This window comes from Bacteroides congonensis, from assembly GCF_900130125.1.
Taxonomy (GTDB): Bacteria; Bacteroidota; Bacteroidia; order Bacteroidales; family Bacteroidaceae; genus Bacteroides; species Bacteroides congonensis.
Genome location: NZ_FQXY01000010.1, coordinates 88,805 through 103,415 on the forward strand (window position 1 = coordinate 88,805; position 14,611 = coordinate 103,415).

A 14,611-nucleotide genomic window follows, 5' to 3' on the forward strand; every position below is an offset into this window, starting at 1 on the left:
AAACAGAGTAATATGAAAAAAATAAATATACTGACGTCCATATTAGTAGCGGCAGCCTTGCTGACTGCCTGCGAAGATGACAGGGACTCGAATCCTACCATACAGGAACCTACGACTTTTGTATTGAACACTCCTGCCAACGCAATGTCCAACGTCTATGACCTGAACCAGTCCAAAAATATTGAACTGACTTGCACGCAACCGGATTACGGTTATCCTGCCGTAGTGACTTATACCGTGCAAGCGGATTTAACTGATAAATGGACTGATGAAACGGAAACGGCAGATGCCTCTTATCTGACATTACCCTCTACATCTACATCAGCGAAAGTGGATGCCAGTGCTCAGGAATTGAATAAGGCTATCGTAAAACTTGCCGGATGGGCATCGGAGAATGAGTATGACGGTGAGCCGATGAGTGTATTTGTACGTTTGTACGCCCATATCGGAGATGGAGATTATCCTATACATTCCAATTCGATAGAACTGAAAGTACTCCCCTATTATATGGATATATCTGACGCTGTTCCCGCTACTTATTATTTGCTGGGTGATTTCATCGGAGAAGTTCCCTGGGGAAATCCGACGATGACAGCAGGTAGCGCCTATATCCCGATGTCACTGGTGAAAGGATATGCGTATGACGCAAATACGGGTAAAGGAGAATTTACTTACACAGGATATATTCCTGCAGATAAAGGATTTAAGGTAGTAGCTGTTCCCGGCGCATGGGACGACCAATGGGGAAATGCAGACAGCGAAGGTTTCACCAATTTGGTAAATGACAAGAATTCTCAAAATATTAAAGTGAATGCAGCCGGCTGGTACACACTTCATCTGAATACGATTGAGAATAAATTGACAATGAAAGCAACTACTTTCGAGACTCAGCCGACAGAGTATGATGCCATCACATTGACTTATGGTTCGGAAACTATTGAATTGAACAAGGTAATCATGGAACACTCACATGTATGGTATGCCGACATAACAATCGCATCAAGTTGCAAAGCCAAGTTCACTTCCGGCGACAAGACTTGGGGCGGAGAGGTATTCCCGTTCGGCTCATTTGTCGACGGCGCAACAATCAGTTGCAAACCGGGCGATTATACCGTACTGTTCAACGAACTGGACGAGTGCTATTACTTCAAAGCAAAATAGATTAATCTTAAATGCAGATAGATATGAAAAAATTATCAATATATATAACCGTGCTACTGGCTGCCTCACTGACAGCCTGCAACGAAGATTTTAATGAAGGGGTAGCTTCTCCACAGTCTTACGGACAGGAAGAAGCCGCCGGCAAGATTACTTTTACGGCTACAGGCGTAGACCCGATCAATCTGGGAGATGTTGAGGAAGAATCCGTAGCAGTTGCCGTATTTACGGCTCCTGCCGTTGAAGAAGAAGCCTCTTTATCCTATAAAATGAAGTTGGATAATAAAGTGACTTTGTCAGTCAATAGTGACGGACATGTAATCACGAAAGATTTGCAAGATGCCGTAGCTCAAATATATGGTATTCGTCCGGTAGAACGTACCATGAAAGCTGTGCTTACTGCTTATGTGGCTTCCGGCAAGACAGTATATGCAGCACCGGCTGAAGAATTTGAACTAAAAGTAACGCCCGAAGCCCCGGTTATTGAAAGTGCTTATTATATCAATGGCTCTCTGACTTGGGAACAGGATGTGGCATTTGGCAATACAAGCGGTGATCCTTATGCCAACCCGGTCTTTATAACAACCGTCCCTGCCGTGATTACGGACAAAGCAGGAGCACAAGACGCCTATTTCCTGATTAAATCCAACTCCGGCAAGTCGCTAGGTACTGCGGACGCTGATAACGATGCCTTGGAAGGCAATCTTGTCTTATCAGAAACAGCGAAGCCAATAAAAATATCCGGTGGGGATTATAAATCAGTCAAAATCTCCATAAATATGCTGGAAGGTACCTACAAGATTGAAAAGATAACGGATGCACCTTATTTATGGATACCGGGAAACCATCAGGGATGGGCGCCTTCACAAGCACCGACTTTGTTCAATCCGGAAGGAAACAAAGCTCATTGGGGAATGTCGGAACTGAACGGCGGCTTCAAGTTTACCGCACAACCCTATTGGCCGGATGCCTCAGATGATGGTGGGACTGATTATGGCTATGATTATTTCACGACAAAAGAGGGTATGACAAATGATGGTGGAAACTTATCACTGCCCCAAGGCATTTACTACATGGTAGTCAATTTGGATGATAAGTATGTCTCTGCAACCGAGATATCATCTATGGACATAATAGGCACAGCTGCAGGCGGATGGGAAAGCGGCAAAGAACTGACTTATGATGCAACGGAAAAATGCTGGACTGTAAATACGGAAATGACAGCGGGTGAATTTAAGCTTCGTGTCAACTCCACTTGGGATTCCGGTATTAGTTTCGGGGGAACATTAGATGCACCCACTCCTTTCTCAAGCGATAATATTGTGATGGACGCATCGGGTAACTACACTATAAAATTCTATCTAAACAGTAGATTAGTCCTCATCAAAGAATAATAAAATAACAAATGGAGAGAACTGTTGAACGTAAAAGCAGCAATAGTTCTCTCTACCTTCAAATTGAATAAGTATGAAAAAAGATATAAGACATATATTCTGGATGCTGCTCTGTCTGTTCACGATAGCAGCATGTTCCGACGAAAACCACGAGATGTTAATCACCGGGCCGGAACTTCCCGAACTGGATCATGAACCGTCTATTGAAGAATTGGTAGAAGGAATCAATAATTACCCAACTAAATTCAACGGTGACAAGCAAGGCAAAATCTGGTATAAAGCAGCCGCCGGCGACGACTTGTACGGCTATGAAGGCGATGTATATGTTCACATCGGCATCAATGACTGGATGTATGTTCCTACGGAATGGGGCGTAAATGAAGATAAATACAAGGCGGAGAAAGTGGCGGAAAACATTTGGTACTTTACGCTTGCCCCGACAGTACGCGAATGGTTTGGCGCGGAAAATGCAGCAAACATTCAAAATGTCTGCATCCTCTTCCGCAATGACGAGGCACTGACTGACGAGAAGAAAACCAGCGACTTCTTTATCACAGTAACAGGAGACAAGACTTTCACGCCGGCTCCGGTAGAGATAGCCGCCTGTCCGGTAAATGAAGCCGGTATTCATCCATCCGCCGACGGAACATCCGTGACTTTCGCACTATACGACTTGGATACGGATAACAATTATAAGGATTATGCTTGCCTGATTGGCGACTTCAATGATTGGGAGCTTAGCACGGAATATCAGATGAAGCGTGATAATGACAAACACTTCTGGTGGTACACCGTTACGGGCATCGATCCTACCAAAGAGTATGGCTTCCAATATTATATGGGCAGCGAAAAAGACGGAAACGTCCGCATTGGCGACCCCTATTGTGAAAAGGTTTTGGATGGCTCGAACGACAAATATCTTGTAGAACAGGGAGTTTATCCGGCCAGTGCCATACAGTATCCGAATGGAAAGACAACAGGTATTGTCTCCGTATTCCAAACAAAACCGGCATCCTACAACTGGCAGGTGTCCGATTTCAAGATTAAGAATACGGATAATATGGTAATATACGAACTGTTGTTCCGCGACTTCACGCAAACAGGTTCCGAACTTGCCACCGGTACCATTAAAGAAGCTACGAAGCATCTGGATTACATCAAGAGCTTGGGAGTGAATGCAATTGAACTTATGCCGGTACAAGAGTTCGATGGAAATAATAGTTGGGGCTATAATCCTTGTTATTATTTTGCAATGGACAAGGCATATGGAACGAAAGAGGAATATAAACAATTCATTGATGAATGTCATAAACAAGGCATTGCAGTATTGTTGGATGTTGTCTACAACCACGCTACAGGAAGTCATCCATTTGCGAAACTTTATTGGAATTCGAAGGAAAGCAAGACTGCCAAGAATAATCCTTGGTTCAATGTCGATGCTCCGCATCCATTCAGCGTATTCCATGACTTCAATCACGAATCACCGCTTGTACGTGAATTCGTAAAACGCAACTTGAAGTTCTTGTTGGAAGAGTATAAGTTTGACGGTTTCCGTTTTGACCTGACCAAAGGATTTACTCAAAACAAGAGCAATGAATCAACGGCAAGCAATAAGGATGATTCCCGTATTGCTATCTTGAAGGATTATTATGAAACAGTCAACACGACTAATCCTAACGCAGTAATGATACTCGAACACTTCTGCAATACAGATGAAGAGTCAGAATTGGCCAAAGCGGGGATGAAACTATGGCATAATATGAATGAAAGCTATTGCCAGTCCGGAATGGGAGAATCAAGCAAATCAGATTTCTCATACATGAGAAATAGCGGAATGCCTGCCGGGGGATGGGTTAATTTCATGGAAAGCCATGATGAAGAAAGAGTCGCATACAAGCAAACTGCTTTCGGTAATCTTAAAGATGCACCTCTTGCTATCCGTATAAAACAACTAGAGACAAATGCAGCCTTCTTCTTGACTGTTCCAGGGCCGAAAATGATTTGGCAGTTTGGCGAACTTGGATATGATTATTCCATAATGTATAAGTACGATGGAACAATGGGAACTGAGAAGAATACGGATGCCAAGCCTGTGAAATGGGATTATCTTACTGACCAATATCGGAAAGGATTATATGACACTTATAGCACTTTGCTGAAATTACGCAACGATAATCCTGACTTATTCAGCGACAACGCATTCAAAGACTGGAAAGTCGGTGTTTCCGATTGGGACAAAGGTCGTTATCTAAGATTGGAATCCACTACAAAGAAACTGGTTGTAGTAGGCAATTTCAAGAATGAACAGATTAATACAAGTGTGTACTTTGGTAACACGGGAGATTGGTATGAATTGAATGGTGAAACATTGAATGTGACTAACAGTTCTGAACAGCCTGTTGCTATACCTGCAAATAGCTTCAAGTTATACACCAACTTTCCGGTAAACAATTGATTGAACGGTTGTAATCAGAATTATCATAGAAAACAACCTATAATAATGTAATAAATCCCTGTTCCACAATGTTGGAGCAGGGATTTATTGCTTTAATTATTTCTTATCGGTAGATATTTTTCTCTTCAAGCATGAGTTCTTTTTCAGTCCTTTTAAGCAAGTTAGTTGTTTCATGCCTTGAAACTATCCGCCTCAAACCTGCGTCTCTCCTTCTATATATTCTTCAAGAAAAAGATTCTCGCCGTCGAATACAGCATAAGAAAAGAAATTAATCCAGTCTCCAAGTATCAGCACACGTGAAGTGACACTTAGCATCAAATCAAGTTCAATGTGGCGATGTCCGTAAATAAAGAAGTTTATATTAGGATGACTTTTCAAATACTCTTTTGTATATAGTACCAGATGCTCCTGATTTTCTCCCATATAGTCCGGTTCCTTTCCGTCAGCCCGTTTCTGCCTGCTGCGTTTCGCCCATGACAAACCAAGTTCCACGCTCCAACGGGGATGAATAGCGGAAAACAACGTTTGTAATGTTTTGCTGTGAAACATGGAACGAAGCAGTTTGAACTTCTTGTCCGGGTCGCCCAGTCCGTCACCATGAGCAAGATAGAACTCTTTTCCGTATATTTCGGTAGTCAGCGGTTCACGGTGCATAATGACACCACATTCTTTGGTGAGATAATCCCCACACCATATATCATGGTTGCCAATAAAGAAATGCACTTCCACTCCCATATCCGTCAGTTCGGAGATTTTTCCCAAGAAACGGGTATATCCTTTGGGGACGACCAACCGGAATTCATACCAGAAATCAAACATATCTCCCAACAGATAAACAGCAGAAGCCTTGTGTTTTATACTATCAAGGAAGTTCACCAAGCGTCTTTCTTGAGTACGTCCGTGTTCAATGGCACGGGAGCCAAGATGCGCGTCGGAAAGGAAATAAACGTTCTTCATGAGTTTTCTAGTTGTTAGTTATAAGTAGTGGGTTATGAGTTGTCAGCGTGTATTCTGTTCATTCATAATTAAAGGAAACCCAGTTCGAGTTTCGCTTCCTCACTCATCATATCCTTATCCCATTCCGGTTCAAACACCAGGTTAATGGTAGCCGAGTTCACTCCTTCCACTGATTCCACTTTCTGACGAATATCTTCCATGATAAAATCAGCAGCCGGACAATTCGGTGCTGTCAGAGTCATGTCAAGCACCACTTCCCCATTATCAGAGACATCAATCTTATAAATCAATCCGAGGTCATATACGTTTACCGGAATCTCCGGGTCGTACACCGTCTTTAGCATGGCTACAATCTTCTCTTCTATTTCAAACTTTTCCATACGTTCTTATTTGTTATGTATCGCAAAGATAGAGATAAAATACGAAAGACAAAAAAATAGGCACGGAATGCGTATCCCGTGCCTAAAGAATGTTACATTACTCTCTATCTCCGGTTAATTAAAAAACGTACCGGAACGGCAAATTGTTTCAAAAGGAATATCAATTCCTCTTTTCGCCAAAGTCTGTCTGTTGGCGTTCCACCTCTTTCAGTTTCAGTTCATTCTGTTCACGACGCAAACGTTCCAACTCCAATTCCGCGTCATTCTTTTTGTCTACTGAAGAAGACTCCATCTGTTTGGTTAAACACTCTTCCATAACATCAAATATCAATGGATACATCGGAGCGGAAGAGGTAAATTCCAGTTCTCCGCTTACAGGCATTTGGGAACCTTCGAACAATACACTGGCCATGACCTTAATCTTGCCCGGCTTTGTGGTAGACTGAATCAGTACCGGAGCACTCCCCCATTTCACAGGAGCAGGATTCGCCATCACACCGGCATCCCCAAGAATACGCCCTTCACCTTCCACAAAGAACTTGATATAATAGTTGTTCAGATGTTTCACATTACCGTTCTTATCAGTAACTTCGGCTATAACAGTTACAAAGTCGGAACCGTCAGCGCGTAAGTTCACACCTTCGTGATCTACTCTCAAGCGAATTTGTTCGGCACGGCGAGCCGGCAGTACTTTGTGAGTAACCACGACTTTACCGTCCATAAGCCCTTCCGCCAACATATAAACATCTTCCTCATGCTTCTCACGGGTCAACTTCTTGTCCGTCATAAAATCGAATACACCCGGGAAAGTGATAATCGGTGAAGGCATTCCTTTCCGTGCCTTATCTTTCTTATATGTATATACCTTTCCACCTTTATTAACCGTCAGACGCACTTCGTCACAATTTGAATAGACTGTTACGTCCCTACTAGAGAACGGTGTCATCTCATGAGCAATATATACCATCGGGCCACTTTCCGCCAAGCCATCGGAAGCCTCAACAGGACGTTGCGCCTTAAACATATAATAAGAATATTTCGGTTGTCGGAACACGTCCATCACTCCCCCATAGAAAGGGTCGGGATGATAACCGCGCTGATGGTCGAACGAATGCCACAGGCAACCGCCTACGTGCCACGGAGATTCCTTGTACAAGGTATCATAACAGGTATATTCGTAATAAGGGGAAGCATAATGCGCAGCCTGTATCAACATGGGTTGCTCCCCCCAGTTGCGGGCTGTACGGCTGGGAGAGTTGTGGGAACTCCAGTTATCCACATTATCGCCCCATTCACGTGTGAAGTAAGTGATTTTAGGGTCACGCTTCGACACTTCCATCGGATGGCAGAACTGAACGGGGAAATATTGCGCTCCCCTAGCTTGTGTATCACATCCTGAATAGCAGGACGGATAGGGATATTCCTCGTCAACGATTCCTTTCGCACGACCTGCGAAATCTGCCGGATACCATGTCTCGTTCAGAATCGGTTCCCACAGCCATACACAAGGATGGTTGCGGTCACGGCGAACCAAATTACGGATATCCTTATAAACCCGTTCTGCAAAAATCGGTTCATCGTTCCAGAACTGCCATCCCGGAGTATTCACGATAACAAACAGGCCCAGTTCATCACAAGCATCCATAAACGCAGGGTCTTGCGGACAATGCGCGTTACGAATCACTTCCAATCCTGAATCTTTCAGTTTCTTCGCATCACGCCAGTGAATACTGTTAGCTACGGCATTTCCTACTACTGCAAAATCCTGATGGCGGTTGGCTCCTATCAATGGCTTGCCATAAGGCTTGCCGTTCAGCCAAAATCCGTCTTTTCCCTTAAATTCAATGCTGCGGATACCGACACGACGACGATAACCGTCTACGATATTTCCACTCTTATCATAAATACGGATATACAAATTATACAGATACGGCGACGAAGGAGTCCACAAATGAGGTTGTTCCACTTTTATCTTGCTGCTACGGCTTATCGCGGCACCTTTGCGAATACTTAGTTTCACGTCAGACGACGCAACTTCCTTCCCGTCACGGTCTACTAACGAATATGCGATATTTCCGGTAAAGCCTTGTATATTATCATTGCGTATATGTGCTTTCAGCAAAACATCCGCCGACTGTTCCGAAACATTATCTGTAGAAACAAACAGTCCGCCTCCGGCGATTTCATTTTCATAATTCGGGTCGGTGATAAACACACGGTTATGCGCAATCAGCCAACAATCCCGATAAATCCCGCCGAAGTAGGTATAATCCAGTACATCCTGCGGCTTTCCCGGAGCATAAGCAGGATCGTCGCTATTGTCAGCCCATACGGCTATCACGTTGTCCTCTTCCCACTTCAAGGCATCCGTCACATCTACTGATATGGAAAGATAACCGCCGAAATGTTCTGCCAACAGTTTGCCGTTCACATAAATCTTACTTTTCCCCATGACAGCTTCAAAGTGAAGAAACAGTTTCTTTCCTTTCAAGATATCTGACGGGGTAAAATGCTTCCGGTACCAAACTTCTCCCTGATAGTTGATACAACCACTGGCTTCGGTCGGAAGATACTCGATGCCATCCGGCAAAGAGACGACCTGCCAACTTTTGTCATCAAACTCTTTCGCTTCGGCATCTGCGGCACTTCCTTTATGGAAACGCCATGCGGGATTCATTGAATACACTTCACGTCCCGTGTCCGGCAGTCGGAAAAAGCCGGCAGTCGAGAATTCCGGTTCATAAGCGTACGCTGTAAGAACCAAACACCAAAATAACAAGTTAACAAAGATTCGTTTCATATGCACCAATAATATTTATTCTATAATGTATAAAATGTATTTTCACAGCAACCCCTCGTCCGCAAAACTGAAGAATCCGTCTTCACAAACAATGACATGGTCTATCAGATGAATATTCATCGTATCGGCAGCCTTGCGGATATGTTCCGTCAATGTTTTGTCCGGTTGGCTGGGACGAATATTCCCCGAGGGATGATTGTGGACTACAGCTATCTGTGTAGCCCGCTGCAAGAGTGCTTCCCGAAGGATTGTACGTACATCTGTATATGTCCCGTCTATTCCACCGGTACTTATGCGGACTTTGTCTATCAGTTTCGTAGCCTGATTGAGCAATAGAACCCAAAATTCTTCCTGTTCAAGGTCGCACATAAGAGGTTGGAAAATGTCGTAGATATCTTTTGAGCAAGTGATCCGGAGCCTCTCTTTAGTATTTTGCAGCTTTCTCCGCTTTCCCAGTTCCAAAGCGGCCATCACCGTAATGCTCTTTGCAGGTCCCATGCCTTTAAAACGGGAATAGTCGCAGACTTCCCATTTCGCCAAAGAATTGAGATTGTTGTCACAAGACAGGAGCAAGCGTCTCGTCAATTCGACAGCACTCTCTTCCGTATTTCCGGAGCCTATTAATATAGCGAGTAGTTCGGCATCACTCAATGCTGCTGCTCCCTTCTCCATCATTTTCTCCCGTGGGCGGTCTTCCAGTGCCCATTGGTTGATGGATAACTTGTGTTTGTTTTCCATTTTCTATGTTTTGAGGGTGTAAAGGTAGGGTTATTTTATTTAATGACAGAAGGTATGGAAAAGAATATGAAATGGCAGGTTCGTTTCCCTATAAGGAAACGACAGTATCCTCGTAGAGAAACGCCCGTATCCCCGTAGGGAAACGGGCGTTCCCTCGTAGAGATACGGGAGTTTCCTTATAATGATACTACAGGAAACTCTAAATATTTAATTTATAACCATATAGGTGTTTTAGTTTATAACAATGAAGCCACAATTCAGAACCATACGAGTTTACTTATAGAAGTTCTTTTGAAATGCTTCAAACTCATCTTTTCCTCTGACACAACGTTGCCACCATGCACGCCAAAAGCCTGTACCGTAGCCGATAAGCTGAATAAATGCGGCAGCAATGGAATAGATGCCGATACTCAAACTCTTATTTTGAATCGTCGAGTCCATGCAGACCAGTAATGCATAAAGAAGAATGGGAGTGAAACTAAACATGCAAAACGGTGTTCCCAATAATAAAACAGCTACTCCTAACGTAAAGACTGCCGGAAGCAGATGTACCAGTTTCAGCGAATCAGGGTATTTCTTGTAAAGATTGATACGGGCAATACCGGAGTTGTGCACCTGCTTGAAGAATTTCTTCAAATCAGTCCGCCGTTTGTGATACACCCATGCGTCAGGGAAAAGACGACAGGTATAACCGCCTTTAAAAATACGGATACTGAAATCAATGTCTTCACCGAAACGCATCCTGGAGAATCCCCCCAAGGCTTCATACACCGTCCGGCGCACTCCCATATTGAAGCTACGGGGATAGAACTTATCCATCTTCTTCTTTCCGCCACGGATACCACCTGTAGTGAAGAAGGAAGTCATGGAGTAGTTTATCGCTTTCTGAATATCGGTAAAGGAATCGTGCGCACGGTCGGGGCCGCCGAAAGCATCCGCAGGGGATGCGAGTAGCTCTTTCTCTACCGCATCGAAATAGCCTTCGGGAAGAATCACATCGGAGTCTAATATAATAAGGTACTCTCCTTCGCTACGCTCCGCCCCGTAATTACGGCTCTGTCCCGGCCCGGAATTAGGTTTAAAGAAGTATTTTATATCCAACCGATTAGTATATCGATCTACCACTTCCTTACAGGGAACAGATGAACCATCTTCTACAACAATGACTTCAAAATCTTTAAAGTGTTGCGTGGTGAGGCTTTGCAATAATTCGTCCACTTCATCGGGACGGTTGTAAACGGGAATTATGACGGAGTAACGCATACAGGGTTATTGATTTACGTATGCAAATTAAAAGAAAAAAAAGGAGGAAAAGAAAAAAAAGGAGGAAAAGAAAAAGAGGGCGGCATACAAAAATAAGGGAAAGCCGCCCTCTACCGGAGTTATGTCTGATATCGGTCTTTCACAAGTGCGACATCCTTCACCACCTCCAAAAGAAATCCTATTCTAAAAATAGTGGGAAATAAGGGTATTTTTAGACGAATTTCTATATTATGAATAAGTTTATTATTGATAAAAAGAAAGGGCATTCTTCAATTTATAATGAAAACGCCCTTTCAGTTTGAGATAAGGGAGACGGTTACATTATAACAATTACTTGCAATTTCTCTAGTCTCCTTAGCTTATAGATTCGAGGTCTATCCCCTTCATAGAAGAGAGACTTACGAATTCCTGTTTATCTTTTCGGGATAGTCAATCTAATCTTATTATTTCCGGCATATCCGTTAATAGTACCCCATTGTGATTTTGCAGTTACTTCAACTTCAACCGTTACATCTTCTACGAAATTGTAAGATTTACCGTAGTCTGTAAATGTCACATCACCAGTTGCAGGATCGATATCCAGATAAGGATTAGCTGTAACGAAGCTGAATTCCGGAGCTTTCAATCCATACAAACCAAGAGGCTTAACGCCGGAGCCATAGTTTTCAGTATCGCCACTTACCTCAGCACCGTCTTTCCACATTGCAACACCTCTCAAGTCATTCCAAACAAAACCTTTGGCAATAGGATAAGTCTTAGCCTTATTATCTAAGGTGATTTCAGTTACATCAGGAGCAACCCAAGAACCACTGATATCATCAATAGTTACAGTAGCTGAATATGCCTGAACTACACGAGTTCCAAGTTTTACAGTAGCGGTAAACTTGATTACAGCATCTTTCTTACCATCTTTAGTTTTTCCTGTATAAGCTTTCTTATCGAATGTCAGTGTAGTAGTTGAGTTATCATAAGTAATACCAGCTATTTTATCAGCATCAGCAACTTCAATTACCAAACTTGCTCCGGCAATTGTTGTAGCAGAAGGAGTACCATCGCCATAAATTGCTTCATAAACTTCGTTGTAGTTAGTGAACAGTTTGGACAGATCATAACTTACGGTAATATCTTCCGGAGTGTCATAGTTAGGAAGCAATGTCGGAGTAAATCCTACTTTTCCGTCTTTATTGCCACCTGCCCACATCTTGCTATCTGTAATCAGATTTGCAATAGCCGGATCATTCACAGTTACGTCTACCATCACTTTAATATTCAGCGTTTCAGACTTCAGAACTACAGATATATCTTTATAAGTTCCTGTAGCAGCTTCCAGTACTTTAATTGATAATGCGTTATCAGCACCCACTTCAAAGTATACCGATTTAGTCTTATCAATAGAATTATTATCTACTGTCAGATTCTTATATGCATCTGCTGTGATGTTAACATCCTTATGAGTATAAATAGTAGCAGCCGGGAATTCTGCATTTACGATTTCAGTACCGCCTGATTTCCAAGTTGCAGTTTTTGTACCGAACGATACTGTTGCTTCGTGAACATCTCTTACAGCTTCAACAGATCCTAAATTAGCAGGATTCGTTCCGGATGTGCTGGCAAAGCTAGCCTTATCAGATTTTACTTCTACTGTAACAGTTGCTTTTTTACCGATAGCATCTGCCAAACCAACTTTATCACTCTTCAAGCTAACTATACCTTCTGTATTTACAGCAAAATAATCAGCAGGCACTGCTTTATACACCGTAGAGAAAATATTCTCAAGATTCAAATCTGCAAAATTCTTCTCAGTAGCAGCACCGTCTTCAGTAGAAGAGACTTTTACTTTCAGTACAGCTTGATCGGCAAATTTTGCATTTGAAGCAGCATTATCAAAAATAATAGGCTGAACCTGAGCCGCGTCCTTAGCTACATAATAAGCTTCTTTCAGATAATATTTAGACTGCAATACAGCAAAGTAGTTTGAGTTGATGTCTGTCGGAGTTAGTTTATTATCAGCACTCTTAATATTCAAAGAAACTGCATAGCTGTCAGCATCTGTTGTTTTCAAAGAAACTTTCAAAATACCAGCATTGTATGAAGTCGCTTTTACCACAAAAGGAGCACTTCCCGCAGCACGTGTCCAGTTAGGACGTTCTTCAGCATTTACATCAATCACAAACAGTTTGTTAAAGTCTTCCAAGTCTTTTACTGCACTTGCCGGAGAAATACGGAATTCCAATTCCTGCTCACTGGTGCTCATTGCAACTACGGTATATTTTGCAGACGTTGTTTTTTCTTTAGCATACAATGAAGAGAATTCGATGCTGCCATCCACCGTTTGCGGTATATAGACCACGCTTTGAATCATGCCACGAATTGCGATACCTAAATCTTCAAGTTTCTGCTGCAATTGCCCAAGTTTACTTGTAGCGTCCAGTAATTGAGCTTCAACTTCAGTCTTTACAGCATTCTTAAAGCTTTCACTAGCATAAATACCGCTAAAGCTAGCTTTCAGATCAGCAACTTCAGCAATAACTGCTTCCATATTGTCAAAGCCTTCAGCTTTAGCTTTATCTTCAAGTGCCTTTTGATATTCTTCCAGTTCGACCAATCTAGCTAAAACGCCTGTCTTATCGTTATTAATAGCGTCATATAAGCCAGTAATCACTTTCGCAACTGTACCGTTTTCGCCAGCCAAAGCAGCAACATCATCCAAACTACCAAATTTCACCAATACCTGAGTTCTGATAGCGTCATTGATAGCAGAAGCAATCTTGCCATTGTCAGCAAGAGCATCTCTTAGTTCGTCACTGATGATTCCCTTTACAGCCTCGCTGTTTACATAATCATTTAAATCTTCCTTAGTAACGAAAGAATCCTTCAGATCATTCAGAGCATTAACCAACTCACTAAGGTCATCGATTTGTCCCTGAAGTTTTTCAACGTCCGAAGCCTGAAGTTTTTGTAATACATCCAGATCATTCTTAGCTTCAGTCAGGTCTTTTGTCAACTGATTTACAGTCTCTTTATCAGCTGTATTTTTCAGTTTTTCTTCAAGATCAGCAACCTTCTGATTCAATTCGGAAATCAGTGCATCCTTATTTTCCAAATTGCTTTTCAGCGTTGCCAGTTGGGATTCCAAATCACTTTTCGCTGAACTGATAGCTGCTTTCATGTCTTCTGCACTTACCGGGCTCGTTGACGTAATCTTATCAATCTGCTCCTGCAAATTTGCAACATCATCATCATAGTCTTTACAAGACGTGACTGTTGAAGTTGCTGCAAGCGCTAACGCTCCGAAAAGCATCACTTTCACAAACTTTTTCTTCATAACTACTTAAAAATTACATTAATAATATATTATTAAACACTAAGTTTCAATAATGGCATGCCCGTTACTTTGTAGGTAACGGGAAAACCTTTGTACCTGCTCTTTTGGAGTAGTCAATATTGGAAAACGATATAATATGCA

The 14,611-nt window shown here is 42.5% G+C and carries 9 protein-coding genes; 3 read left to right on the top strand and 6 right to left on the bottom strand.

Annotated elements, in window-relative coordinates:
* Positions 1 to 12: 12 nt before the first annotated feature.
* From BQ7997_RS11995 to BQ7997_RS12005, 3 genes are all read left to right on the top strand, one after another.
* Positions 13 to 1,161, top strand: a complete 1,149-nt coding sequence (locus BQ7997_RS11995; protein ID WP_022137375.1) for a SusE domain-containing protein — start codon at positions 13 to 15, stop codon at positions 1,159 to 1,161.
* A 23-nt stretch (positions 1,162 to 1,184) separates the two neighbouring features.
* The gene (locus BQ7997_RS12000) at positions 1,185 to 2,552 is read left to right on the top strand and encodes an Outer membrane protein SusF domain-containing protein (RefSeq protein WP_235817285.1); all 1,368 of its coding nucleotides are present in this window, start codon (positions 1,185 to 1,187) and stop codon (positions 2,550 to 2,552) included.
* Positions 2,553 to 2,625: 73 nt separating this feature from the next.
* Positions 2,626 to 5,007, top strand: coding sequence for an alpha-amylase family glycosyl hydrolase (locus tag BQ7997_RS12005; RefSeq protein WP_073346689.1), 2,382 nt, complete (start codon positions 2,626 to 2,628; stop codon positions 5,005 to 5,007).
* A gap of 192 nt (positions 5,008 to 5,199) precedes the next feature.
* Here BQ7997_RS12005 and BQ7997_RS12010 read toward each other — a convergent pair whose 3' ends face one another.
* The 6 genes from BQ7997_RS12010 to BQ7997_RS12035 form a co-directional block, all read right to left on the bottom strand.
* Positions 5,200 to 5,964, bottom strand: a complete 765-nt coding sequence (locus tag BQ7997_RS12010) for a UDP-2,3-diacylglucosamine diphosphatase (RefSeq protein WP_044654507.1) — start codon at positions 5,962 to 5,964, stop codon at positions 5,200 to 5,202.
* Positions 5,965 to 6,032: 68 nt separating this feature from the next.
* The gene (locus BQ7997_RS12015) at positions 6,033 to 6,344 is read right to left on the bottom strand and encodes a metal-sulfur cluster assembly factor (protein WP_022139307.1); all 312 of its coding nucleotides are present in this window, start codon (positions 6,342 to 6,344) and stop codon (positions 6,033 to 6,035) included.
* Positions 6,345 to 6,504: 160 nt separating this feature from the next.
* Positions 6,505 to 9,144: a glycoside hydrolase family 2 protein gene (locus BQ7997_RS12020; protein ID WP_073346691.1), complete on the bottom strand. Its 2,640-nt coding sequence runs from the start codon at positions 9,142 to 9,144 to the stop codon at positions 6,505 to 6,507.
* 42 nt (positions 9,145 to 9,186) lie between these two features.
* Positions 9,187 to 9,882, bottom strand: a complete 696-nt coding sequence (radC, locus tag BQ7997_RS12025) for a RadC family protein (protein WP_073346693.1) — start codon at positions 9,880 to 9,882, stop codon at positions 9,187 to 9,189.
* Positions 9,883 to 10,155: 273 nt separating this feature from the next.
* On the bottom strand, positions 10,156 to 11,145 hold the full coding sequence (locus tag BQ7997_RS12030; protein ID WP_073346695.1) for a glycosyltransferase family 2 protein: 990 nt from the start codon (positions 11,143 to 11,145) through the stop codon (positions 10,156 to 10,158).
* A 412-nt stretch (positions 11,146 to 11,557) separates the two neighbouring features.
* Positions 11,558 to 14,470, bottom strand: coding sequence for a coiled-coil domain-containing protein (locus BQ7997_RS12035; protein WP_073346697.1), 2,913 nt, complete (start codon positions 14,468 to 14,470; stop codon positions 11,558 to 11,560).
* Positions 14,471 to 14,611: the final 141 nt, after the last annotated feature.

What these genes read in the sequence shown, in the direction of transcription:
- BQ7997_RS11995 (WP_022137375.1), top strand. Translation starts at nt 13, where the DNA reads ATGAAAAAAATAAATATACTGACGTCCATATTAGTAGCGGCAGCCTTG.
- BQ7997_RS12000 (WP_235817285.1), top strand. Translation starts at nt 1,185, where the DNA reads ATGAAAAAATTATCAATATATATAACCGTGCTACTGGCTGCCTCACTG.
- BQ7997_RS12005 (WP_073346689.1), top strand. Translation starts at nt 2,626, where the DNA reads ATGAAAAAAGATATAAGACATATATTCTGGATGCTGCTCTGTCTGTTC.
- BQ7997_RS12010 (WP_044654507.1), bottom strand. Translation starts at nt 5,964, where the DNA reads ATGAAGAACGTTTATTTCCTTTCCGACGCGCATCTTGGCTCCCGTGCC.
- BQ7997_RS12015 (WP_022139307.1), bottom strand. Translation starts at nt 6,344, where the DNA reads ATGGAAAAGTTTGAAATAGAAGAGAAGATTGTAGCCATGCTAAAGACG.
- BQ7997_RS12020 (WP_073346691.1), bottom strand. Translation starts at nt 9,144, where the DNA reads ATGAAACGAATCTTTGTTAACTTGTTATTTTGGTGTTTGGTTCTTACA.
- radC (WP_073346693.1), bottom strand. Translation starts at nt 9,882, where the DNA reads ATGGAAAACAAACACAAGTTATCCATCAACCAATGGGCACTGGAAGAC.
- BQ7997_RS12030 (WP_073346695.1), bottom strand. Translation starts at nt 11,145, where the DNA reads ATGCGTTACTCCGTCATAATTCCCGTTTACAACCGTCCCGATGAAGTG.
- BQ7997_RS12035 (WP_073346697.1), bottom strand. Translation starts at nt 14,470, where the DNA reads ATGAAGAAAAAGTTTGTGAAAGTGATGCTTTTCGGAGCGTTAGCGCTT.